Annotated in this window: 23 protein-coding genes; 19 read left to right on the top strand and 4 right to left on the bottom strand. The window is 35.7% G+C overall.

The genetic code is table 11. The features are described 5' to 3' along the window. The first annotated feature begins 143 nt into the window (after nucleotides 1-143). The 6 genes from FJU10_RS12255 to FJU10_RS19400 all read left to right on the top strand — a co-directional run bounded on the left by FJU10_RS12255 (nucleotide 144) and on the right by FJU10_RS19400 (nucleotide 6,654). Nucleotides 144-1,184 carry a nucleoid-associated protein gene (locus tag FJU10_RS12255; protein WP_140966053.1) on the top strand — a complete coding sequence of 347 codons (1,041 nt, stop codon included), beginning with the start codon at nucleotides 144-146 and terminating at the stop codon, nucleotides 1,182-1,184. 13 nt (nucleotides 1,185-1,197) lie between these two features. Continuing rightward, the gene (locus tag FJU10_RS12260) at nucleotides 1,198-2,121 is read left to right on the top strand and encodes a hypothetical protein (protein ID WP_140966054.1); all 924 of its coding nucleotides are present in this window, start codon (nucleotides 1,198-1,200) and stop codon (nucleotides 2,119-2,121) included. Nucleotide 2,122: 1 nt separating this feature from the next. After that, a complete protein-coding gene (locus FJU10_RS12265) occupies nucleotides 2,123-3,274 on the top strand; it encodes a hypothetical protein (RefSeq protein WP_140966055.1) in 1,152 nt (383 codons plus the stop codon). Between the two features lie 485 nt (nucleotides 3,275-3,759). Then, nucleotides 3,760-4,932, top strand: a complete 1,173-nt coding sequence (locus FJU10_RS12275) for an SIR2 family protein (RefSeq protein ID WP_223273048.1) — start codon at nucleotides 3,760-3,762, stop codon at nucleotides 4,930-4,932. Further along, on the top strand, nucleotides 4,925-5,623 hold the full coding sequence (locus FJU10_RS19395; protein WP_223273049.1) for a helicase HerA domain-containing protein: 699 nt from the start codon (nucleotides 4,925-4,927) through the stop codon (nucleotides 5,621-5,623). The genes FJU10_RS12275 and FJU10_RS19395 overlap by 8 nt, the downstream gene beginning before the upstream one ends. 77 nt (nucleotides 5,624-5,700) lie before the next feature. Then, entirely contained in the window at nucleotides 5,701-6,654 is a 954-nt protein-coding gene (locus FJU10_RS19400) for an ATP-binding protein (RefSeq protein ID WP_223273050.1), read from the top strand. A 571-nt stretch (nucleotides 6,655-7,225) separates the two neighbouring features. Here FJU10_RS19400 and FJU10_RS12285 read toward each other — a convergent pair. After that, nucleotides 7,226-7,669 (bottom strand): helix-turn-helix domain-containing protein, encoded by a 444-nt coding sequence (locus tag FJU10_RS12285; protein WP_223273051.1) that lies wholly within the window; start codon nucleotides 7,667-7,669, stop codon nucleotides 7,226-7,228. Nucleotides 7,670-8,227: 558 nt separating this feature from the next. Here FJU10_RS12285 and FJU10_RS12290 point away from each other — a divergent pair. From FJU10_RS12290 to FJU10_RS12340, 13 genes are all read left to right on the top strand, one after another. Continuing rightward, nucleotides 8,228-9,418, top strand: a complete 1,191-nt coding sequence (locus FJU10_RS12290; protein WP_223273052.1) for an ABC transporter substrate-binding protein — start codon at nucleotides 8,228-8,230, stop codon at nucleotides 9,416-9,418. Next, nucleotides 9,403-9,534, top strand: a complete 132-nt coding sequence (locus FJU10_RS19715; protein WP_262984564.1) for a hypothetical protein — start codon at nucleotides 9,403-9,405, stop codon at nucleotides 9,532-9,534. The genes FJU10_RS12290 and FJU10_RS19715 overlap by 16 nt, the downstream gene beginning before the upstream one ends. Nucleotides 9,535-9,563: 29 nt before the next feature. Beyond that, a complete protein-coding gene (locus tag FJU10_RS12295) occupies nucleotides 9,564-10,433 on the top strand; it encodes a carbohydrate ABC transporter permease (protein WP_005230425.1) in 870 nt (289 codons plus the stop codon). After that, nucleotides 10,423-11,256, top strand: coding sequence for a carbohydrate ABC transporter permease (locus FJU10_RS12300; RefSeq protein ID WP_005233037.1), 834 nt, complete (start codon nucleotides 10,423-10,425; stop codon nucleotides 11,254-11,256). The genes FJU10_RS12295 and FJU10_RS12300 overlap by 11 nt, the downstream gene beginning before the upstream one ends. A 60-nt stretch (nucleotides 11,257-11,316) precedes the next feature. Continuing rightward, nucleotides 11,317-11,478 (top strand): YesL family protein, encoded by a 162-nt coding sequence (locus FJU10_RS19405; protein WP_223273060.1) that lies wholly within the window; start codon nucleotides 11,317-11,319, stop codon nucleotides 11,476-11,478. A gap of 203 nt (nucleotides 11,479-11,681) precedes the next feature. Then, nucleotides 11,682-11,936: a hypothetical protein gene (locus FJU10_RS19410; RefSeq protein WP_223273053.1), complete on the top strand. Its 255-nt coding sequence runs from the start codon at nucleotides 11,682-11,684 to the stop codon at nucleotides 11,934-11,936. A gap of 23 nt (nucleotides 11,937-11,959) precedes the next feature. Next, nucleotides 11,960-13,270: an alpha-glucosidase/alpha-galactosidase gene (locus tag FJU10_RS12310; RefSeq protein ID WP_140966058.1), complete on the top strand. Its 1,311-nt coding sequence runs from the start codon at nucleotides 11,960-11,962 to the stop codon at nucleotides 13,268-13,270. Between the two features lie 929 nt (nucleotides 13,271-14,199). Next, nucleotides 14,200-15,192: an ABC transporter permease gene (locus tag FJU10_RS12315; RefSeq protein ID WP_086372459.1), complete on the top strand. Its 993-nt coding sequence runs from the start codon at nucleotides 14,200-14,202 to the stop codon at nucleotides 15,190-15,192. Between the two features lie 15 nt (nucleotides 15,193-15,207). Then, on the top strand, nucleotides 15,208-16,092 hold the full coding sequence (locus FJU10_RS12320; RefSeq protein WP_005230433.1) for a carbohydrate ABC transporter permease: 885 nt from the start codon (nucleotides 15,208-15,210) through the stop codon (nucleotides 16,090-16,092). Between the two features lie 48 nt (nucleotides 16,093-16,140). Further along, entirely contained in the window at nucleotides 16,141-17,748 is a 1,608-nt protein-coding gene (locus FJU10_RS12325) for an ABC transporter substrate-binding protein (protein WP_061053451.1), read from the top strand. Next, on the top strand, nucleotides 17,749-19,233 hold the full coding sequence (locus tag FJU10_RS12330; protein ID WP_140966059.1) for a glycoside hydrolase family 32 protein: 1,485 nt from the start codon (nucleotides 17,749-17,751) through the stop codon (nucleotides 19,231-19,233). Between the two features lie 176 nt (nucleotides 19,234-19,409). Next, nucleotides 19,410-20,402: a LacI family DNA-binding transcriptional regulator gene (locus FJU10_RS12335; RefSeq protein ID WP_002323463.1), complete on the top strand. Its 993-nt coding sequence runs from the start codon at nucleotides 19,410-19,412 to the stop codon at nucleotides 20,400-20,402. A 51-nt stretch (nucleotides 20,403-20,453) separates the two neighbouring features. Further along, nucleotides 20,454-21,323, top strand: coding sequence for an ROK family protein (locus FJU10_RS12340; RefSeq protein ID WP_061053450.1), 870 nt, complete (start codon nucleotides 20,454-20,456; stop codon nucleotides 21,321-21,323). Nucleotides 21,324-21,816: 493 nt separating this feature from the next. Here FJU10_RS12340 and FJU10_RS12345 read toward each other — a convergent pair whose 3' ends face one another. From FJU10_RS12345 to FJU10_RS12355, 3 genes are read right to left on the bottom strand one after another with little or no spacing between them, the layout of a single operon-like run. Continuing rightward, the gene (locus tag FJU10_RS12345) at nucleotides 21,817-22,746 is read right to left on the bottom strand and encodes an NAD-dependent epimerase/dehydratase family protein (RefSeq protein ID WP_086298873.1); all 930 of its coding nucleotides are present in this window, start codon (nucleotides 22,744-22,746) and stop codon (nucleotides 21,817-21,819) included. Beyond that, a complete protein-coding gene (locus FJU10_RS12350; protein ID WP_008381806.1) occupies nucleotides 22,731-23,423 on the bottom strand; it encodes a type 1 glutamine amidotransferase domain-containing protein in 693 nt (230 codons plus the stop codon). The genes FJU10_RS12345 and FJU10_RS12350 overlap by 16 nt, the downstream gene beginning before the upstream one ends. Further along, nucleotides 23,420-23,755: an ArsR/SmtB family transcription factor gene (locus FJU10_RS12355; protein WP_016621152.1), complete on the bottom strand. Its 336-nt coding sequence runs from the start codon at nucleotides 23,753-23,755 to the stop codon at nucleotides 23,420-23,422. The genes FJU10_RS12350 and FJU10_RS12355 overlap by 4 nt, the downstream gene beginning before the upstream one ends. Nucleotides 23,756-23,917: the final 162 nt, after the last annotated feature.

Below are 23,917 nucleotides of genomic sequence, written 5' to 3' on the forward strand. Positions count from 1 at the left end.
TAAGATAATAATGTAGTGCAAGAATGAAGCACTTTTAAACAAGTTTTCACAAGCAATTTAAAACTGAAAAGAGGGGATGGTAAAATCGCAGAAATTTCAAGGTAAATATTAGTTATTTAATTAGAAGAGAGAAGGATTAGAAAATGATTGATTTTGATAAATTATTTTTAGAAAAAGTAGTCATACATCAAGTTGGAAATAAAGTCCGAAATGAAGGATATCAAATTTCTGAAAAATTGGTGTCAATTGAGGACAATAATTTAAAAATGATTCTAGAAAAATATTTTTTACAATTGTTTGTAGATAAGGATACCTACAATTTTCACCACGATAGCGAGATCAGTTTGAATGAAGTTTATCATTTTACGAAATTAGTTTTTGAAAATTCAGCATCATTTTATGAGCAGTCAGTAAATATAGTAAAGCATTTATACAATTCTTCAGATCATCCTAATATAAAATCTGGGGATTTTTATATGGTGTATTTTACAGATGAAAGTAATACTGTAAAAGTAGCAGGTATATTTAAAGCAGAAAATAAAGATACTTTTTTGAAAGTTGATAAAGATGGAGGAAGCTTTTCTTTTTCTTATGAAAAAGGTCTGAATCTGAATAAAATAGACAAAGGCTGCTTAGTCATTAGCAGTGATTATGATACTAATTATGAAGTTTTGATTATAGACTCTTCTGCAAAAACAGATAAGAGTATTGCAAAATATTGGGAAATAAACTTTCTGAATGTTAGGCGACATCAAAATATTGAATTTAAAACCAAAGAATTACTTAAAATTAATGATGAATTCTCAAAAAAAATCCTTGAAGTTGAATTGAAAAAGAAACCGGAAAAAGTCCTGGAATTTAAGAAAAAGACATATGAATATATAAATGAAAATAGAGAATTTGATAATAAAGAATTCTTAGAAAAAGTTTTACCCAGTATTGAAGATAAAAAGAAATATACAGAATTCAAACAGAAATATGAAGAGAAGCACGAGTTACAGCCAATGGAGAGGTTTGAAGTTTCTAAAAGCGCTTTACAAAAGTCTAAACAAAATATAGTTAGTAAGATGAGACTAGATACAGGTGTAGATTTACGTATTACTAATTTTGAATATTTAGAAGAAGGATACGATAATGATACGGGAATGAGCTTTGTGAAAATTTTCTTTAATTCTAAAAAGTAAGGAGGGCTTAATAATGGCTGGTGAAAAGTCAAAAAATTCGGGAGAGTTTGGAGAAAAAATTATATCAAATTTCTTACAATTGATTGGATGGAGTAGTTTGGAAGAAGGAATTACAATTGATTGTGTACATGAACAGCATAATAGGAAATCGGAATCACATGGGATAGATGGATACTATGGATATAAAAGTGAGTTGTTAAAACAACATACACAAGAAGATATTTTAATTTCAGTAAAACATACTACAAATGAATATCCATCAAGTCCTACAAGTCTCTTTAAAGGTTTTTTAAAAGATATTTCCGAGGGAATGGAGTGTTTCCCATATGACAGTAAATATGTAGATAGGAAAATTCCTCAAAATATTCAAGAAAGAAAAACATTTGGGGTTATATTTTGGATTTCTCAAGCCTCAGATGATACTAGAGATATAATAGCGGATGTTTCAAATTTTAATAATACAGATAAGATAGATTATGGACCAGTGTATTTAGTTGATAATAACAAATTGAATTTTATGCTTCGATCTATTAGGTATGCGCAAAAAACATACGATGATTATCAATTTGAGTATCATTTTACGGGTTTTAATCACACTAATCCAGCAGAGTCAAGGGAGTGTGGAAAAATCTTACCAGTACAGCTGATTAATACAAATATATTACCTATAAGAGCTCAACAAGATGGAAAAGACTATCTAGCTGTTTTTTTAAATGAAAATTTTAGTGAAGATTCTTTAAAACGTTCATTGGGTTTTACAAAAATGTTAGCTAAAGCTTGGCCGGCTCAAACTTTTGTTCTCTATCCTGACTATAATCATTTATATGGGAAAAACACCGTCCAGAGAGTTAAAAAAAATTTTCAAGATGAAGATTTTACAAGTAAAGTAGTAGTAGGTTCTTATAATGAGAACATAGCATCTTTGGGGAGGAATTAAGATGAGTGATGAAATGCAAAATGTTGAGACAATACTTCCGTTTGGGAATACTTTGAAACCTTTAGTTGCATCATCAAAAGTTTTAACGCCAAGTGATTTAAAAAATACACTGGCTCAGAAAGGGATATTTGTAAGTTCTTATAATAAGGATGAGACTTTGCCGTTGCTCTTAACATCTTTACTTTCACCAAAAGAGTTTGAAGAGTTGAAAGAAAAACAAAAGAATAAAGAAGCTATTCCAAAAAGAAAAAGTAAAAATTATGTTTATACTACTGATAATAACCTCATTAAAATAGTTCCAAAACTAAATGAAATAGAAATGGCAGACCTAAAAAAGTGGGAGCTCGAAAACTATGAAATCCTTGATATAAATAAGTTTAATAGGTATGAAAACAATAATAATCAGCTTCATATGTCTTATAAAATTAGGCGAACAGATTTAACTAAGGATTGGTTTGATCAGGTCAGTATTCATGAAGCTTCATTGGATATTTGCTTAAATAAAGACGAAAACAGTTTAATGATTTCTAGTGAGCATTCAGCTGAAGAAACTAGGGAATTAAATGCTCTTTTAATAAAAAAGGTAGCTTCTGTTCTAAAAGAAGAATCATTTATAGAAGATGAGAAAGGGATAGGAATAAAATTTGGAGATTTTACAAACAGTTCTCGAATCAATTTTTTGCTGAATTTTGTTGATGATAGTTTAGACATTGGAGATACATTTACTTTTGATGAAATCACCAACATTGAAATATCTTTAGATTCAGAAGTGGAAGAAAAATTACCGAGAGATTTTAAATGGATGGAAGATAGAGTATCTAACATGAAATTTGAAGGAAAGGCACTTCATGAAACAGATATATTAAAAGATAATACATACCATCCTTCTTTAGTAATATCTCTTTTGAAGATAAATTATAAATTTAAAACTAGATCTAATTCTGGTGAATGTATAGTAGAGATTGAATTCCCAACTAAGCGTGGTCAACCATTACCAGAACCTCAGTCGGAATTTGTGTTTAAGTTTATTAATATAAAATGCAAGGATAAAATAAACAGTAAAAGTGCAAAACAAATGTTATATAGAACATTTGATATATTCAAAGAGGAGTGCTACAAAAAAACTATAAAGCAATTCGAAGATATTGAATAAATTTTAACTATACTAATATAACAAATTATAATTACTTTTGATTAAACTAGGTAAGAAAAGAAGGAGAAGCTTCAAAATTGTAAATGAAGATACACTAAATAAAAAAGAGATATAAGCTGAAACAAAATACTTTCCATGGTTGGCTAAAAGAAAATGATGTGATTAAACAAAAAATTGTGGATGAAGGATTTCTAAAAATATGAATCACTTTCTTGAAATGTTTAACAGAAATTTGCATAACTAAGTACCATGATTTCAATGTAGATTTAGCAAAATTTGATAATACTGTTTATAAAATATTAAAAGAATTTAAATTAGATGTTGTGAAAGTTGGAATAAATGGTCGAATAATAGTTCCAAGAGAATGGTTTGGAATTCCGTTGGGTCAGATAGATTTTGTTACAAATGAAACTATAACGAAAGTCATTATTTTAGAATAAGAAAATACGAATCTTATTTTAAAATGACAAAATGGAGGTGTGTTGTTGAGCGAGAAAATATATATTGAATACAATAATGATATTGAGTTCACTGAAGAATATGTTAAAGTAAACGGTAAAAAAATTTCTAATGAAGAAAAAAAGGACAATGAAACTTGGGAGCAAGTCGCTATCAGGTTGAGAGGTGAAGCCTTGCAGAAACACTTAAAACGTCAATATGAAAATACAATCGTTTTGACTGGTGCAGGAAGTTCTTTTGGAGTTGGAATTGGTGATAAAAAAGGAAAATTAATGTCGGGTTTATGGGAAGAAGCGGTAAATAAATTCGGTTATTCTCATTTGCAAGATTTTTGTAATAAAATAAATTTCAAGGAGTTTAAACCTAAAAATGAAACTACTAACTTAGAATTCCTTCTTACACATGCTCAATTATATCAATATGTTACTGGAGATACAGACGTAGAGGAATTTATAAAGCAACTTAGAAATATGGTAAAAGAAAGTTGCACACTTAAGTTACCAAAGAATAGCGCACATCGCAAATTCTTAAGAAAGCTAGCAGCAAAGAAAACTAAGTATGCAAGACCAAAAGTGTTTACGTTGAACTATGATACGTTATTTGAACAAGCAGCTGAAAAGAATGGATTTATGATTATTGATGGCTTTTCTTTTAATTTTCCTCGAAAATTCAAAGGAACAAATTTTGATTTAGATGTGGTAACTAGAATAACTAATAAAAATGTTTTGGAGGATAACTTTGTTCCGAATGTAGTTCATGTTTATAAACCCCATGGCTCAGTAAATTGGTTAGCTAAAAACAATGAAGTAATTATTAGCGATGAATCCGAAGACCCACTTATGATTTATCCAAGCTCTAATAAGTATGAAAGTTCCTATCAACAGCCTTTTTTTGAAATGATGAGCAGATTTCAGCAAGAAACTAGAGCCAAGAATACACTACTTATAATTGTTGGATATAGTTGTGGAGATGCACATATTAATGCCATGATTTATGAAGCATTAAGTGTTAACTCGAGTATAACAATAGTATTCGTAGCTCCGAATATAGATGCTGAGGATCAATATGAAGATTTAAAAAAAGAAGTATCTCAAACCGGGAATGTAATATTGACTAAGCAAACATTTGAGGAATTTGTAGATAGTTATCCGTATTCTGAAATTTACTCATCGGCTAAATGGGGGAGTTCGGATGAATGAAAAAAATCCATTTGATAATAACTATTTTATTGGATATATTAGCCACGTAAGTCCTCAATTTGTCAAGGTTCATTTCCCATCTTCTACTTTGCTTAATAAAACGATTTTTTCTGGAGAAGAATTTAATGGTGGGTTAGTAGGAAATTTTGTTACTATTGAAGCAGAGAATGCTGGATTTATTGGCAAAATTTCAGAAATTGACTTACCTGAAAAAGAGAGACTGACGTTATCGGAAAAATCATTTCAAAATTCGGATTTTCATCCAACTGCTAAAGTAGAAATTTTACTTTCTTTTGATTATTTTAGTGGAAATGCGCAACACACTTTGAATGCTTTTCCTAATATAGGAGCTAAAGTTTTTGTTTGTCCAAGTAGTTTTATTCAAAAATATGTAATGAAATTTGGGCAAAAAAATGATTTGGATGTTCCATATATTAGATTAGGCCATTTAACATCTAATTCAGAAACTGAGGTTTGTGTGAGTCAACAGGCATTATTTAATCGTCATTGTGCAGTAGTGGGAACAACTGGTGGGGGAAAAAGCTGGACTATCGCAAAATTAATTGAAAGTATGATCAATAACAAGTCTAAAGTCATTTTGTTAGATCCTACTGGAGAGTATGCGGCTATAAAAAAAAGTGTGCAATCTGTTGCTATAGGAAAAAGTGCTTTTTTCCATATAGAAATCTAACAAAAGAGGATTTATTCTTTTTAATTAAACCATCTGAGGGTGTACAAAAACCTAAGCTACTTGAGGCAATACGTTCATTGAAAATAGTAAAAATATATCAAGATAAAATTGACAAGCCAAGTACTAGAGATCAGATAAAGGATTTTATTGACATTGAATCTGGACATCTTAAGAAATCGAAAAAGATAATAAAAAGTTTTGAGAGATATCAATTACAAAATTTTGAAGTAATTGAGTCAGAAGATATCAATATCAATATAAAAAAATTAAGCAAACAAATTATCTATGAGTGTATCTATCCAACAGATAATAGTGACAGCAAGCTTTTTGGCCCAATTAGTGAACGTGATGCCAATTTTTGTTACGGACTATCTTCTAGAATAACTAATCTGGTAACTACGAAGATATATGATCGATCTTTTGATTTTAATGATACTCAGGAAAAAGAAGCTAACCTGATTGAGATTATTGAAGGATTTCTTTCTGATGAACAGCAGAAAAATTTTGTTCTTAGAATAGGATTTGAGGGTTTAGGTTATGAATTTCAAGCACGAGAAATCTTAGCAAATGCAATTGGGAAATATCTTTTAAAACTAGCAAGAAATCAAAAGTTTAAAGAGAATCCTATTGTACTTGTTTTAGATGAAGCTCATCAATTTTTGAATAAAGTGATCGTTGATGACTATTTTCAATCAGCTAGCTTGACTGCTTTTGATCAAATTGCAAAGGAAAGTAGGAAATATGGACTATTTCTCTGTATATCTACACAAATGCCAAGGGATATCCCAGTAGGAACTTTATCTCAGATGGGTACTTTTTTAGTTCATCGCTTAATTAATTACAATGATAAAGAAGCTATAAGGCAATCTTGTTCCTCTGCCAATTCAGACATTCTAGCTTATCTTCCTGTTTTAGGAGAAGGTGAGGCTATTCTAACTGGAGTAGATTTCTCTATGCCGTTAAGTATAAAAGTTATACCACCCATAGTAACACCTGATTCTAGTACTCCATTATTTAAAAAAAGTAATTAAATTAAAATTTTTCTATCTACTTTAAAATTAACATTAAGGGAAAAATTTCTATTCAATTGCAGTTTCAGCTCGCAGTATTTTATAAAATTGACACCATTACTTTCAAATGTTTTGAACATCATTTAATTTCTAGCAAATCCAACCAGGTCTTAAAAAATCTCTTAAGGTTTCATAGTTTTCAAAACGTTAATTGGGGTCGTTGCGAATTTATTCGCTTACGAATACAGTATGTGATGGAGATTTCTCAGAAATCGAGTACCATTCAATTAAAGATTAGAGACACTTTCGACTTTTGGAAAGTGTCTTTTTTGTTTTTTATATCAGAACAATAAGGGATATCTATTAAAATTCAAGTAGTATCTCTCCTTATTACTAGGATTTCTTGTCAATCGCCAAACTTCTTTAAGCATGAATTCAATATGAAAAAAGTAACAAGAAACCCAACCATATATATAAATAAGAAGTACTCAAGAAAAAGAAATATCCTTGAGTACTTCTTATTTTTTTATGTATTGGCATCTTACTTCTTTCAAAATCTTCTCAAATTGTCTTATGCAACGATACTGCTATCCTATTTTCGAGATAACTGTTCACTAATCAAACGACTCGTCACTTCAAACGCCGTAGTGATGTTCTTTCGCTCTTCACTAGAAAGTACTTTTCCTGAGAAGGTTAAGTTAGGTTCTTTTTTTAGAAAATCAAGAAACTTCGACATTTGTTTATAAATATCTTTTTGACTGCTATTTCGATAGTCTAAGAAATTCTTTTGTAAATCAGGGATAGCTTCGGTTTGATTATCAAGAATTAAATCTGTAGACACATGAAATATTTCTGCTAGTTTTAAAATCTCGGTATCTCTTAACGGTCGCTCGCCTCGTTCAATTCTGCCGAGAACATTTTTATTAAGGTTCATTAGCTTTGCCAGATGCGCTTGAGAATAATTTTTACTTTCTCTGAGATTAACCACATTTTCCCCTATTCTTGAGGATTCGTATAAGTTCTCTTGCTTGGACATAAATTCTGCACCTCTCATACCTATTTTATAAAAGCGTATCACAGAATACAAAATAGGTATGTTTTGTATATAAAATAGATTTTAGTGTTTAAATATCTATTTTGTTGTGATAAGATGAATTGTATACAAAATAGATACTATTTTGATTAAATCTGTTATAGGTTGAAAAATGGAAATGAGACTATGTGCTGAGAAATACATTCGATCAATCTATTTCCATGGGAATCAGCTGTTGCCAGTTACTTTTTTATCATTAGTTGTCAAATCAATCAGATAATGCAAGTCCATATACAACACTAATCTTTAAACTTACCAAGGAACTTCATGATTAAGATAAAGTTCAATAGGGTATGCTCATAGTCATGAACTGGACAAGAGTTTCATCACACACCTAAGACTTTCCTAACAGCACCAATGATAAAACTTTGATCGATCATAGTAAGTGAAAGAGAAAGGAGGAATTTTATAAACGTTACCACTTGATTTCCAGACAAAGTTTGCGAGAAAGGCTTAGGCTTTAGTTGATTTTCAACCAAACAATTATAAGGAGGAATTTATGTGAGAAAAAGATTTTGTTTACTAGGGGTAGTTTGTTTTGTCAGTATCCTGTTTCTATCGGCTTGTTCCAATGAATCAAATCAAGGGGAGTCTGGCAGTAACGAAGGAAAAATTTCGCTAACCATGACAGCCTGGGGAAATCCCGCAGAACAAGAAGTATACCAGCGAGCGATTGATGCCTATATGAAACGAAATGAAAACGTATCCATCGAACTTATTCCTGCTCCTGGTGATACGTATGCGCAGCAATTACTCACGCAGTTGCAAGGAAGTCAAGCTCCTGACTTATTTTATGTAGGGGAGGTACAAATGGCGCAACTTATTGCGACGGGACGATTGATTGAATTAACAGATTTCTTGGAATCAGAGGATAGCTACGTCAAAGTTGATGACTTTGCCTCAGGAATTTGGGGTCCTGCTCGAAGAGAAGAGCAAATCTACGGTGTTTCTGTCGATTCGAATCCGATGTTGTTGTATTACAACAAAAAGGTGCTAGAAGAAGCAGGACTTGATCCTAACGAACCGCAAAAGTTATATGAATCTGGAAATTGGACTTGGGATAATTTCCAAAAGATAAATGAGACGGTCACTGCTAATGGAAAATATGGTCATGTCCTAGAAAATGGTGCACATCACTACTTCAGTTGGTTGTGGTCAAATGATGGAGAAATGTATGGGGACGATGGTTCGTTTATTTTACCTGAAAATGAACGAGGAATAGAAACCTTTGCTTATTTGACGAAAAATGTAGTTGACGGGAATTTTACCTATGCAGGGGCTTTGCCAGAAGGGCAAGGTGGGGATGCCATGTTTATGTCCAACCAAACAGCCTTTGTGTCAGCGGGACGGTGGTTTACACCAATGTTCAGCGAAAATGAGGCATTAGAATTTGATTACATTCCATATCCTACTAACACAGGTGAACAAATCGAACCTAGCTTTATTGCAACCGCGTATTTAGCAGTAGGTGATCATTCAAAAAATAAGGAAGAAGCGTTGCGCTTTCTATCCTATTATACTTCGGAGCAAGGACAACGGGATCGATTAGAAGATGAGGGGAATGCTGTTCCTTCTGTGACGACAGCAGATGACATCATTGAAAATGCCACGATACCTGAGCATGCCAACTATTTAATCGATGCCAGAGATATCGGTAAAGTAGAAGATAAACAGGATTGGTTCCAGGACTAAGTGATCAATTAGAAAGTATTCTGGATCTACTCTTCTTAGGGCAGTTAGATCTTGATGAAGCTGTAGTACGCTTGGAAAACACAGCCAATGAATTGATCGAAGCCAATCAACCATAGCAATACTTATTATATGAGGAGGTGGTAGGATGAGGAAAAGCACAACAAAATGGGCCTGGTTATTTCTAACGCCACAATTAGTGGGGCTCATCATTTTTTCTCTGATTCCAGTGGCAATAGCAATTGGCTTGAGCTTCATGTCATGGGATGGGTTTGGTGCTCGGACGTTTGTAGGGATTCAGAATTATGTCAATCAATTTGCCAATCCTGATTTTTGGACAGCAACATACAATACGTTACTCTATACCTTATTCACTGTTCCGATCGGTCTGTGTCTGGCGCTGGTATTAGCGGTCGTTTTGAATAAACGTACTGGAAAAAATGTGTATCGATTGTTCTTCTTCATGCCGGTTGTGACAAGCTCAGTCTCTGTGTCCGTCATGTGGATGTGGATTTTAAATGGTGATATTGGGATATTGAATCAGGTATTAGGGATGATCGGTATCCAAGGACCTAATTGGTTGACGGATACTCGGATCGTGATGCTGTCTATCGCTATGTTAAGTATCTGGTGGCAGCTAGGTTACAATATGGTGATTTTTTTAGCAGGTATTCAAAATATCTCCAAATCCTATTATGAAGCAGCAGAAATGGATGGTGCCAGTAAGTTGCAGCAATTTTTTAAAATCACTTTACCGATGCTTTCACCAACCACATTCTTTCTATCCATTATGGCGATTATTAGTTCGTTTCAAGTGTTTGACCAAGCATTTGTTCTTACTCGAGGTGGTCCGGGGAAAGCCAGTTATACACTTGTTTATCACATTTATCAGCAGGCCTTTATTGATTTTCGCTTTGGGTCAAGTGCAGCAGGCGCGGTTATCCTGTTTGTAGCGATTTTGGTTCTTACATTGATTCAATTTTATGCGCAAAAAAGGTGGGTTCATTATGAAGAATAAGAAAATTAGCGTAGGCAAATTGTGCTTACACGGATTACTAGCAATCGGTTCTTTTTTGATGGTCTTTCCTTTTCTCTGGACGATCGGCAGTTCCTTAAAAAATATGACACAGATTTTTGCAATACCACCTGTTTGGTTCCCGAATCCGATTGTCTGGCAAAATTACCTCGATTCATTGCAAGCGATGCCTTTTGGTCGCGCCTATTGGAACAGCTTCTACATTACGATCATCGTCGTTGTTAGTCAGCTTTTCACTGGATCGATGGCTGCTTATGCTTTTGCAAAGTTGAAATTTAAGGGCTCCGAGGCTCTGTTTCTGCTATTTTTAGCGACAATGATGATTCCTAAGCAAGTCACCATGATTCCATTGTATTTGATTATGGACAAGTTAGGTTGGTTAAACACGCATTTGCCATTGATCATTCCTGGTGCTTTATTTAACGCGTTTGCAGTTTTTTTATTGAGACAATTTATTCGAGGAATCCCCAAAGAATTAGAAGAGGCGGCAGTGATGGATGGTGCGAGCATCCCGCGTATTTATTGGAGTGTCATATTACCATTGATCAAACCGGCGCTTGCAGCCATGACGATCTTTATCTTTATGGGCACGTACAATAACTTCATGGATGCATTGATTTATCTTTCAACGCCTGAAAAATTCACGGTTCCTTTGTTGCTAAATAACTTTAAAGGACTCTATGTGACAAATTGGTCTTACATGATGGCAGGTGCCACGATTTCGGTGATTCCAATTATTCTGGTCTATTTGTTTGCCCAACGCTATATTATCGAAGGAATCACATTGACAGGGATCAAGGGATAGATAAAAAAGGATGATTAATAAGTGAAAATCAATCAACTGGCACAGTATCTAGAGTGGATAATGAAATTTGCGTACCTCAACATTCTCTGGTTAGGGTCTACCCTTTTAGGGGTTGGTCTCTTTGGATTTTTTCCAGCTACGATGACTAGCTTCATTCTGTTAAAGAGCTTCATCGTTGATGGTGAAACCGAATGGACAGTACAGGATTTCTTTAGTTGCTAATAAAAAATATTTTTTCGTAGCAATAAGTTAGGATTCATCTGTTGGTTGATTCTCGGCAGCTTAGGGATCAATTTTCACATAGTTCTAACCTCCGAAGAGCCGCTGTTTATCGGTCTACGCATTCCCATACTATTAGCGATTATTGGTACTTTAGCCATGCTTGTCTATGTGTTTCCTATCAGTGTTTATTGGGGAAGATCGATGTGTCAGACCTTTTTTTCGGCAGGATGCTTTGCACTGGCATTTCCAGTTCAAACAGCCAAGGTCTTGGCTTTGCTTATTTTCATAGCGTGTATAGGGTTTCTTTTTCCGATGTTTCTGTTGTTCTTTTCTGGAAGTGTATCAATGTATCTAGTGTTGAAAAATTATGTCTTGCTACAGATGAAAATAGACAAACAATCGATGGAGTAAATGTTATCAATAGGAAAATAGAAGATGGATTTTTCGAGAAAATATGAAAGAGATTGAGAGGAGCAAGTATATGGTTAAAATTACATTTATTGGTGCAGGAAGTACAATATTTGCAAAAAATGTGTTGGGGGATGCGATGCTGACCCCAAGTTTATCTGAGGCTGATATTGCGTTATACGATATCAATGAACAGCGGCTTAGAGAATCGGAGCTGATGTTGAGAACGATCAATAAAAATGCCAATCATGATCGGGCAAAAATCCGAACCTATCAGAATCGCAAAGAAGCTTTAACCGGTGCAGATTTTGTCATCAATGCAATCCAAGTGGGTGGCTACCAGCCATCTACAGTGATTGATTTTGAGATTCCCCAAAAATACGGTCTAAGACAAACCATTGGTGATACCATGGGGATCGGTGGGATTTTCCGCACCCTACGGACATTGCCAGTGATGCTAGAGTTTGCAAGAGAAATGGAGGAGGTCTGCCCTCAAGCTTGGTTATTAAATTACACCAATCCAATGGCGATGTTGACGATGGGTGTTTTGAAAGGAACGAAGATTAAAGCTGTTGGACTCTGTCATAGTGTGCAAGTTTGTGTGTCAGAATTGTTTAAACAACTGGGGATTTCAGAACAATATAATGCTGATGAATTTCAGTGGAAGATCGCCGGGATCAACCATATGGCTTTTTTACTGGAATTGACAAAAGACGGGAAAGATTTTTATCCAACAGTCAGAGAACTAGCAGCAGCAAAACCACATCCTCATCAAGATTCGGTGCGTTTTGAACTGATGAAACGTTTTGGCTATTACATCACAGAATCCAGTGAACACAATGCAGAATATCATCCCTACTTTATTAAAAAATTGTACCCGGAATTAATCGATAGTTTCGATATTCCACTAGATGAGTATTTGCGCCGCTGTGAAAATCAAATTAGTGACTGGAATCAGATGAGGGAAAGTATTGTTATGAATGGGGAATTAACCCATACTCGCAGTAATGAATATGCGTCATACATTATGGATTCAATTGTGACTGATACTCCTTCTGTTATCGCAGGGAATGTTTTGAATAAAGGACTCATAACCAATCTTCCTGAAGACTGCTGTGTCGAAGTCCCCTGTTTAGTGGACAAGAACGGCATTCAACCAACCTATGTAGGTCAACTGCCTACCCAGTTAGCAGCGTTAAATCGAACAAACATCAACGTACAAGAATTAACAGTCGAAGCTGCATTGACATTGAACCGGTCGAAAATCTATCAAGCAGCTTACCTAGATCCGCATCTTTCTTCAGAACTCTCGATAGAAGCAATTACTTGCCTAGTGGACGAATTAATTGAAGCCCATGCAGGTTATTTGCCAGAGTACAAATAGAGAAGGTTCGGCTTTAGTCTATTGTTATGTTGCTGGAAGTTTATTAAAAGAAGCGAACTCAAAAATTGTAAAATAATTTTTGAGATTCACTTCTTTTTTGTTGTTATATTAGGAGTTATGGCACAAAGATGTTCACTTTGTTGATGAATTTTTTTTGTCCTTGCGTAGAAAATGGTCCAACACAAAAAGTTCGTTCAATAGAAAACCTGAGAAATTTTAGACCGAATCTTTCTTTTAATACTAATCTGAAATGATACGAAAACAAGTACTTCGTTATCTAATCACAGATTATTCATATGCAAAAGTATTATGTGGCTGTATATTGAGATTGACTAAGTATGGGGCTGCTATAGGAGGAAAGCGCAAGCGTCTCTATAGAAAACTTGATTACTTGAAAGAAAAGCTTTGTATTGATTTGGAGTAAATTCACAATTTTTTTGAATATCTTTAGTTTTCCGAGATTCCCCTAAAAAGCTCATCTACCAGCTCCTAACCTTATATACATTTACATATCTAACTCTTATCTTTTCGCTTTTAGTTAGTTAAAAAGCAAAAAATAAATGTGAATCCGAGCTATTTTTAAATAATTAACCAGATAATCTTCCGATTGGAACGGTTAAATAGTGAATGATTGGTAGAAAAGAGATTAGAGGATGCGAGTTGTGATAAGTAAACTCATAAAAGAAGAATGCTAGAAAAGTAGAGAAAAATAGGATTAATGAAATAATCGAGATCCTTATTTTTTAACAATTTTCGAAAACCATAAATGAATTGAAGGAAGCTTAGTGTGGGTGAAAGAATAATTACAAAAAAATATTGACTTAAAAAAATGGCTATGGTAATCTATAAACGAAAATAGTGGGAACGTTTCCAAAATGCATCTTCGTTAAATTTTTATTTTTTTAGACGAAAATGGAAACGTTTCTAAAATGTATTGGGAGGAGATTGAATTGGAAAAGACATTGGGACCAGGTGGTGAGATAAGGGCGGTACAACGGGATAAAAAAAATATCTCGAAGTGGGAAAAATTAAAGAAACAGTTGCGGCGTGATAAGTGGATGTACGTGTTGCTCTTACCAGGTATCATCATGACGTTTATCTTTAAGTATGTGCCAATGTACGGTGCTGTGATTGCATTTAAAGACTATAATCCTATGCTAGGAATTTTGGAAAGTCCTTGGGTAGGACTAGATCACTTTAGGGAATTTATCAGTTCACCAAATTTTACGCTTTTGCTGAGCAACACATTAAAAATTAGCATTTATGGTTTATTGTTAGGTTTTTTTCCACCAATTATTTTAGCACTGAGCTTGAATCAAATTATCAATAAAAAAATAAAACAGAAAATCCAGTTGATTCTATATGCGCCGAATTTTATCTCAGTAGTTATTATCGTGGGGATGCTGTTTTTGTTCCTATCCGCAAATGGACCTATTAATGGGTTAGTAGAAAAGGTTACGGGGCAACCAATTATGTTCATGTCTAATCCAGCTTATTTCAGAACGATTTATATTTTATCGGGAATTTGGCAAGGAATCGGCTGGTCCTCCATTCTTTACACCGCAACACTGGCGGGAGTCAGTACCGATTTATATGAGGCAGCAAATATCGATGGGGCAAATATTTTACAAAAGATTTGGCATATCGATTTGCCTGCATTGAGGCCTGTGATGGTGATCAGCTTCATCTTGGCCGCCGGCGGTATTATGAATGTAGGATATGAAAAAGCCTACTTGATGCAAACTTCAATGAACATCCCTGCATCAGAAATCATTTCCACTTATGTATACAAAGTCGGCTTGCAATCAGGTGATTATGCCTACTCTGCTGCTGTTGGTCTGTTCAATATGATTATTAATGTCGTTTTATTACTGATTGTCAACAATATAACCAAGCGGCTAAACGATGGTCAAGGCTTGTAATGAAAGGAGAAAATTATGAATAGTGCTTTATCAAAAATCGACCGTCAAATCTTATGGTTGAATCGAGTGATTGTAACTTTTTTAGTCGTCATCACCATTGTTCCGCTGATTTATGTACTGGTAGCTTCTTTTATGGACCCAGCTACTTTGATCAATAAAGGTATAAGCTTCAATCCGAAAGATTGGACAATACAAGGATATCAACGGGTATTTGCAGATGATTCCATTTTACGCGGTTTTGTAAATTCGTTGTTTTACTCTTTTAGCTTCAGCTTATTGACTGTATTTATTACGATGATCACTGCGTATCCTTTGTCTCGACCTAACTTGGCGGGGAAAAAGATTATTATGACTTTTTTTGTCATTACAATGTTCGTGGGTGGCGGCTTGATACCTACCTATTTATTGGTAAAGAACTTGGGCATGTTAGATAGTGTATGGGCGATTATCGTACCAGGTGCTATAAATGTGTGGAATATTATCTTAGCCCGTACCTATTTTAGTGCTTTGCCAAAAGAACTTTCTGAAGCTGCTACTATCGATGGCGCCAATGACTTGCAAATACTGTTCAAAGTCATGCTTCCATTAGCTAAACCAATTATGTTCGTATTGTTTTTATATGCCTTTGTTGGGCAATGGAACTCATATTTTGATGCCATGATTTACATCAAAGATCCCGACTTACAGCCGTTGCAACTCGTATTAAGAAATATTTTGATCCAAAACCAACCTTCACAAGACATGGTGGGAGCCAATACTGCCATGGCAGAAATGAAACAAATTGCTGAGTTGATCAAATACGCAACGATCGTCATTTCTAGTCTGCCATTAATCATAATGTATCCTTTCTTCCAAAAATATTTTGATAAAGGTGTTTTAGTTGGTTCTGTTAAAGGGTAAGTATTGTTCACTATTTGTATGAATAAAAATTATAAAGGAGATTTTAAGATGAAAGCAAAATGGATGCTGCCAATCGTTTTTACTTCCGTACTAATTTTGGGGGCTTGTGGAGGCTCAAAAGAAAAGAGTAAATCAAGCCCTGATTATGAACTAGAAAATGTCTCTTTTCCATTGAAAGAAAAAGTATCTTTAAAAATGATGTCTCAAAGTGCCCCTTTGGCTCCCAATGATCCTAATGACAAATTGATTTTCCAACGATTAGAAGAAGAGACCAATCTCCATATTGATTGGACAAACTACAGTAGTGATTTTGCCGAAAAAAGAAATTTGGATATCGCTAGTGGGGATTTACCAGATGCCATCTTCAACGCCGCTGCAGGTGACTATGATTTATTAAACTGGGCGGAAAGTGGCGTTATTGTACCGATTGAAGACTTGATCGAAGAATATATGCCAAATCTGAAGAAAATTTTTGATGAAAACCCCGAATACCGACAAATGTCTACTGCACCTGATGGTCACATTTACTCTATGCCTTGGATTGAAGAATTAGGCGAAGGAAAAGAGTCGATTCATACAGTAAATGGGATGGCTTGGATCAACAAGGAGTGGTTGGATAATTTGGGTCTTGAAATGCCGCAAACCACTGATCAGTTGATGACTGTGTTGGAGGCTTTCAAGACGCAAGATCCAAATGGTAATGGTGAAGCAGATGAAATTCCTTTTAGCTTTATTAACAATGGAGGAAACGAAGACTTAAAATTTTTAATGGGGGCATTCGGTCTAGGTGATAATGATGACCACTTAGTCGTTGATAACGATGGCCAGGTACAATTTACTGCTAACAAAGAAGGGTATAAAGAAGCCATCAAATATTTCAATGAAATGAATAATAAAGGTCTTATTGATAAAGAGGCTTTCGAACAAGATTGGAATACTTATGTTGCCAAAGGGAAAGAACATAAGTATGGCGTGTACTTTACTTGGGATAAAGCAAATATCACGGGTGCAGATGATAGTTATGACGTCTTGCCAGTCTTAGCGGGACCAGATGGAACGAAACACGTTACTCGTACGAATGGCATGGGTTTCTCAAGAGATCGTTTCGTAATTACTAGTGCGAATAAAAACTTGGAACTTACAGCTAGGTGGATAGATAAAATGTATGAACCGTTACAGTCTGTCCAAAATAACTGGGGAACCTACGGTGATGAAGCACAGGCGAATATTTTTGAATTAAAGGATGGTATGTTAAAACATTTGCCTTTAGAGGGGACAGCACCGGGGGAACTAAGACAAAAGACCGAAGCTGGAGGACCATTAGCAGTTCTTGATTCTTATTACGGCACAGTCACTACTATGCCAGATGATGCGAAGTGGCGTTTAGATTTGATGCATGACACGTATTTGCCATATATTACAGAAGACAATATCTATCCACGTGTCTTTTTAGAAAAAGAAGAAACAGATCGATTAGCAAAAATTGAAACAGATATGTGGGATTACATCTATCGCAAAAGAGCAGAGTGGATCACCGGCGGTAAAATCGATGAAGAATGGGAAGAATACCTTGCTGAATTGGAACGTGTAGGTTTGGAAGAATGGATTCAAATAAAACAAACTGGCTATGATAATTTTTTGAAGGGAGCACAATAAGTGTTAGTAGAAGAAACGGCGATTTTGGATAAAGCAAATCGATTTATTGAAATGATGCGAGGAAAAGTTAACCCTCAGTATCGACAAAACTATCATTTTTCCGCACCCGTCGGGTGGATAAATGACCCCAATGGGTTTATATATTACAAAGGGCATTACCATCTCTTCTATCAATACTATCCTTACGATAGTCGATGGGGGCCTATGCATTGGGGACATGCGCGCAGTAGTGATTTGGTCCATTGGGAAGATCTACCAGTAGCGTTAGCCCCAGATCAACCTTATGATAGTGGCGGGTGTTTCTCAGGAAGTGCAATTGAAAGAGACGGAAAACTATATTTATTTTATACAGGGTGCCAAGAAATTGATGGTATTAGCCATCAGCATCAATGTTTGGCGGTCTCTGAAGATGGTATTCATTTTAGCAAATACAGTGGTAATCCTGTGGTAGCAGAAAAACAGCTAGGTGAAAATGGGCTGATACAAGAATTTCGTGATCCTAAAGTAATTGTTCACAACGATGCTTACTATATGGTAGTAGCTACTAAATCTACACAGTCTACTGGTAGAATAGTGATGTTTCAATCGTCAGATTTGTATACTTGGCACTTTTACTCTGTGTTGCTAGAAGGGACTTCAGAGCAAGGAATAATGTGGGAATGTCCTGATTTATTCCATTTAGACGGACGAGATGTCTTAATCATGTCACCGATACAAATCAAGAAGAACGGACTGGAATATCATAATATCAGTTCTACCATGGCTTGTATTGGTGAGGTAGACTGGGAAACAGGTCAGATGATAGTTGATAATTTCCATGAAATGGATTTTGGAATGGATTTTTATGCACCACAAACAACAACAGATCCTAATGGTGGACGGGTGATGATTGCTTGGATGCAGATGTGGGATCGTACATTGCCTACACATGAGTTAGGCCATCTTTGGGCAGGCTCTATGAGTTTGCCCCGAGAGTTAAGAGTGAAAAAAAATCGATTGGTACAAAAACCCATCTCAACTGTATATAGTCATTTAGTTTATCAACAAGGCAGTGAAAATATCGCAGTGACTGACACATCAGTCGTATTTCGAAACGCACTGTCGGATTCTTCATATTTACATCTAGTCGCAGATTTGGAGAAAGCAGAAGTTTTTACAATTGAATTACTGCGGTCTAAGACGGATTGTCTCAAACTAACTTATGACACTGCTAAACAGGTTTTTGAATTGGATCGTCAGAAACTAGGAAGAGAGCTTACAGGGGCGGAAGAAGAATCTCTGAATGTCCGAAAAGTTGAAGTACCTTTGATTGATAATCAGCTCGTTCTTGAGATTTTTAGAGATACCTCATCAGTTGAAGTCTTTATTAATGGTTTAGAAGTTATGACGGCTACTTTCTATGAGCTGGAAAAAGCTCGAGATATCTTGTTTCATTCGATTGGAGAAAGTCGTATTCAAGCTTTTGAAACAGCGAGTGTGAAATAAATGTTTGATTGCTTAGGCGGTGTATCAATTATTTAATAGGTTTTGAAGGATAATATTTTTAGAAAAGAACAGATAGCTAGATTTCCCATGGCTTTGCTATTAGTATTTTGAAAAAATTAGTAATTTATGACAAAATTCATTATACTAAACTTGTGCAGAAATGTGAGGGATCAACTATGAAAGCAACAATGAAAGATGTCGCAAAATTAGCAGGTGTCGGAGTAGGAACTGTTTCCCGGGTATTGAATAACGGCTCTGTTAAAGCTTCTACTAGAGAAAAAGTTGAAGCAGCAATGACAGAGTTAAACTATCAACCAGATTTTTATGCCCGGGGGTTAAAGATGAAGCATACGAATACGGTTGCTTTGATTCTACCCACTGTATGGCATCCATTTTTTGGCGAATTTGCCTACCATGTAGAAACAGCATTAGAAAGACAAAACTACAAGCTTTATTTGTGTAACTCCAGTGGGAATAGTGAAAAAGAACAAGAATATATCCAGATGGTCAGCCAAAATAAAGTAGACGGCATCATTGGAATTACTTATTCAGATATCGATGAATACATTTCGAGTAATCTGCCTTTTGTTAGTATTGACCGTTATTTCACTGAAGAGGTGATTTATGTGACCGCTGACAATGCGGCCGGTGGACGTTTGGCTGCAAATGAACTTTATCGCCGAGGATGTCAGAATGTAGCATATATCGGTGGGTACCAAGAAACACCGAATGAAACGAAGAGTCGTCGAAAATATTTTGAGATCGAGTGCCGTCAACTGGGGATTTCCTATAAAGCGTTAGATATGTTAGAACCTTTAGACCATCTCTCAGAACGTGTAACAAATTTTTTGTTAGAGAATCCTGATATCGATGGGATTTTTACGATCAACGATCCGATGGCATTAGCTGTCATTGGTATGCTTGAAAAAATAGGGAAAAACGTACCAGAGGATGTCCAAGTTATCGGATTTGATGGTCAAAAGATGACAGAAGGAGACCCTTATCTCGTCTCAACAATTGCCCAACCTACAAAGCAAATGGCGGAAGTGGCAGTGGCAAAATTAATTGCTGTCATTAATGGAGAGACAGTAGAAAAACGTACCGTATTGCCGATTGAATTTGGCGAAGGTGGCACAACGAAACCTTTAGTGAGAAACGATTTTGCTTAGTGCAAATACGTTTCTTTTTTTGAAGATAAGTGAATGAAAGGTGTAGATAAAATGTTATATGGTGGAATTGAAGCTGGTGGAACAAAGTTTGTCTGTGGGATTGGTAATGAACAATTACAAGTGATAGAACGGAAAAGTTTTCCTACCACAACACCAGAAGAAACGATGAAGCAAGTGTTTGATTTCTTTGATAAGTACAAAGGAAATATCGCATCAATTGGTGTAGGAGCATTTGGGCCAATTGATATTCAAATCGAATCAAGAACTTACGGATATATCACCAACACTCCGAAGGTAGCTTGGCAAAATTATCATTTTGTAGGAGCTTTGGAAAACGCCTTGTCGGTTCCCATCTATTGGACTACCGATGTAAATGCTGCTTGTTATGGAGAATATATGGCAGGGTATGGAAAAGGTAAAAATAGTGTTCTTTATTACACCGTTGGTACTGGTGTTGGTGGTGGTGCTGTAGTCGATGGAAAAATAGTCACAGGTTTCAGTCATCCTGAAATGGGACATATGCTCTTACAACGTCATAATGAAGATCAATTTGAAGGAATCTGTCCTTTTCATCATGATTGTTTGGAAGGGTTAGCCTCAGGCCCCGCGATTGAAAAACGCTTTGGAAGAAAAGCCCAGACCATTTCATTTGATCATCCTTATTGGGCGATTGAGGCAGATTATCTTGCTCAGTGTGTGTATAACACAACGTTACTATATGCACCGGAAGTAATAATTTTAGGTGGGGGTGTAATGAAACAGCCGCAACTACTCGAGTTGATTCGCCAAGCGTTTAAAGAAAAAATGGGTTCCTATGTGGATACCCCTGCTCTTGAAGAATACTTACTAACTCCAATGCTTGCTGACGATGCAGGTTTGATCGGCTGCTTAGCTTTAGCAATAAAGAAGTTGGAACAATAGCAGCATGTTAAAGAACGTGTGAGAGAGTTTTTATAGCAGTTGGGATAGATAAAAAGGTTAACTAAAATGTGAGTTAGAAAAAAGGATGGCTAATAATAGATGTTCATATATATTTTTTGCGTAATCGAATGTCGCAAATAAGAATTTTTTCTTTCGTTCTCGTCTTCAGTTATATTGTTGTCTAGCTGCCTCAAAATTACTTCTTAGTGCTTGTTTTTTTTCTATTAGCCCGAGCAAAGAAAAAGGAAACAGAATGTCTTATTAAAGCCAATTAGGCCTACGCCTAATTGGCTTTCTATATTCCTGTGCTAATTGTGTTTGGGTGGGATGAATATCCTTTTTATTAATAATAGTGACGGTGTAATGAACGGTTTTGCTAACGGTAAAGATTCAACTTTCTACAAACGCGAACATCCTTTGAATTTGATTTACTAAAAGCTGGGTAGCTTCTCATCAGTCATTCTCTTCATTGGGGTTAATAAAGTGTTGTCAGTCATCCTGCCCTATTCTCAACAAGTACCTGCCTAATGCCTTCTTCAAACGTTGTGATCTTAAAATGAGGGAATGCCTTTTTGAATTTATCAGAGACAAAAAGATTATCCACCGTGTATCTAGGTAATAACTCACTTAGTTCGCGCGCGTTTTTACTGAATAGCTTAGCAAGTTTAAATTGCCACAAAGGAATGACGCGGTATTTCAATGGTTTGTCTTCAATTTTTTCGGCGAGATCGATCATGTCTTGGAAACTATGAGGTGTATCACAGGGCAAATGCCAAGTTTGGCTATAGGCACTAGGCGTATTTCCGATAAGGGCCATTGCTCGGCTAGCATCAGGTGTCCATATAAGTGTGCGTAAAGTGTCCTTATTGACAGGTATTTTGACGGGAGCATTGTGGACTATATTGTTTAAGACGAGTGTATTAGTAATGCTCTGGGTCTTGCCAGGGCCGTAAAACTCTGGGGCTCGACAAATCACCGCATCTAAACGGCCACTTTCCATCTCGGATAAAACCAATTGAGCCATTTTAGAGCGTACGAGGGACTTCCTGCCTGCTGGAGAAAATGGCGTGTCTTCCTTTTGGGGTGTACGATCCTTTGGATACATATAAGTATTATCAAAAAAAACCAGTTTGCTCTGTGCTTCTTGGCAAGCGCGAATGACATTTTCTGTGATTTTCATAAAATTGGTTTCCCACAGCTCCGCATCCATCGGTAACCCAACAGTGAAGTAAACAATCTCACTATGTTCAATCGCTTTTTTCGTTTGCGAAAAGTCCATCAAATCTGCGGAAACGATCTGATCTGTAGGATTGATTTTTTGAGGCTTCCGGCTAACTAGCCGAAGCTCATTTGTGTAATTTTTGTATAGTTCTTTTGCTAGTTCATAGCCGATTTGTCCATTGCTTCCTAAAATTGTTTGCATGACTGTACCTCCTCAAGATATAGTTTTGCTACAGCACGTACAGAAAAAGGATTTTGGCCAGTGATGATCCGCCCATCTTTTAGGGCAAATGCTTTATAAAAGCGTCTTTTTTTGAATTGAGCGTTTCTTTCTTCTGCGGCGGTTTGATTAAAGAAAGGAACTTTGTTCATTTTCCCGGCGAGAAATTCTTCGGTTTTCGTAAATCCTGTGATTTTTTTTCCAGAAATCAAAAAGCTTCCTTCTCTATCTTTTATATTTAGTAAACCAGCGATTCCGTGGCAAACAGATAAAATATACCCATTGTTTTCATAAATAGCTAAAGCGAGTTCTTGAAGCTCTTTATTATCAGGAAAATCCCACATGACACCATGCCCTCCGGTAAAATAAATCGCATGGTAGTCATTTGGATTTACTTCTGCGGGTTTTTTCGTTTGAATCAAGCCGTTTTGAATGAAATTTTCTTCCAGATAAATGTTCATAATGGCTTGATCTATATATTTCATGCTTCTTGGATCTAGAGGAACAAAGCCTCCTAATGGACTTACGAAATCAACGTCAACCCCTTGTTGATAGACCTCATCTAGAAACTCGGCACTTTCTCCTAACCAAAGTCCGGTAGCCTCGTTCGTGCCAGCATATTTTTGAATGTTTGTTTCAACAACTAATACTTTCTTCATGAATGGTCCCTCTCGTTCATAATGTGAATGACTTTCGTTAAAAAGGATTGGAGTTTTTTTATTTCTGTTTGCTCATGATCGAGATAGTAATAATTTTTTGTTCCTTCTTGCCTGAAATTCACGATTTTGGCTTCTTTCAAGATTTTCAAATGATGTGAAATGGCGGGTCTAGATAAATTGGTGGCCTCTAATAAGGAAGTGACCTGTAAGCCAGCACAATTTTCCTCTTCTAGCAACCGAATGATGATAGCTTGTCTTTTTTTGTCACCTAGCGCGATTAAAAAATCACTTAATTCAGAAAAATCTTGTTGCAGATTGGCATAATCTATCATAATTGTCTCTCCTGTATGGTTTAAAAGTTTAAACCATTAAACCATTTATAGGAGATTTTTGCAATGAAAGAAGCTCGAGAGCATTCCTCTTCTCCACCATCGCTAAGGAGATTAGAATGTTTTGTAAGCAAATAGATAATAATGGAAAAGCATAAGAGCGTT

This window comes from Enterococcus sp. OL5, from assembly GCF_006491895.1.
Taxonomy (GTDB): Bacteria; Bacillota; Bacilli; order Lactobacillales; family Enterococcaceae; genus Enterococcus_D; species Enterococcus_D innesii.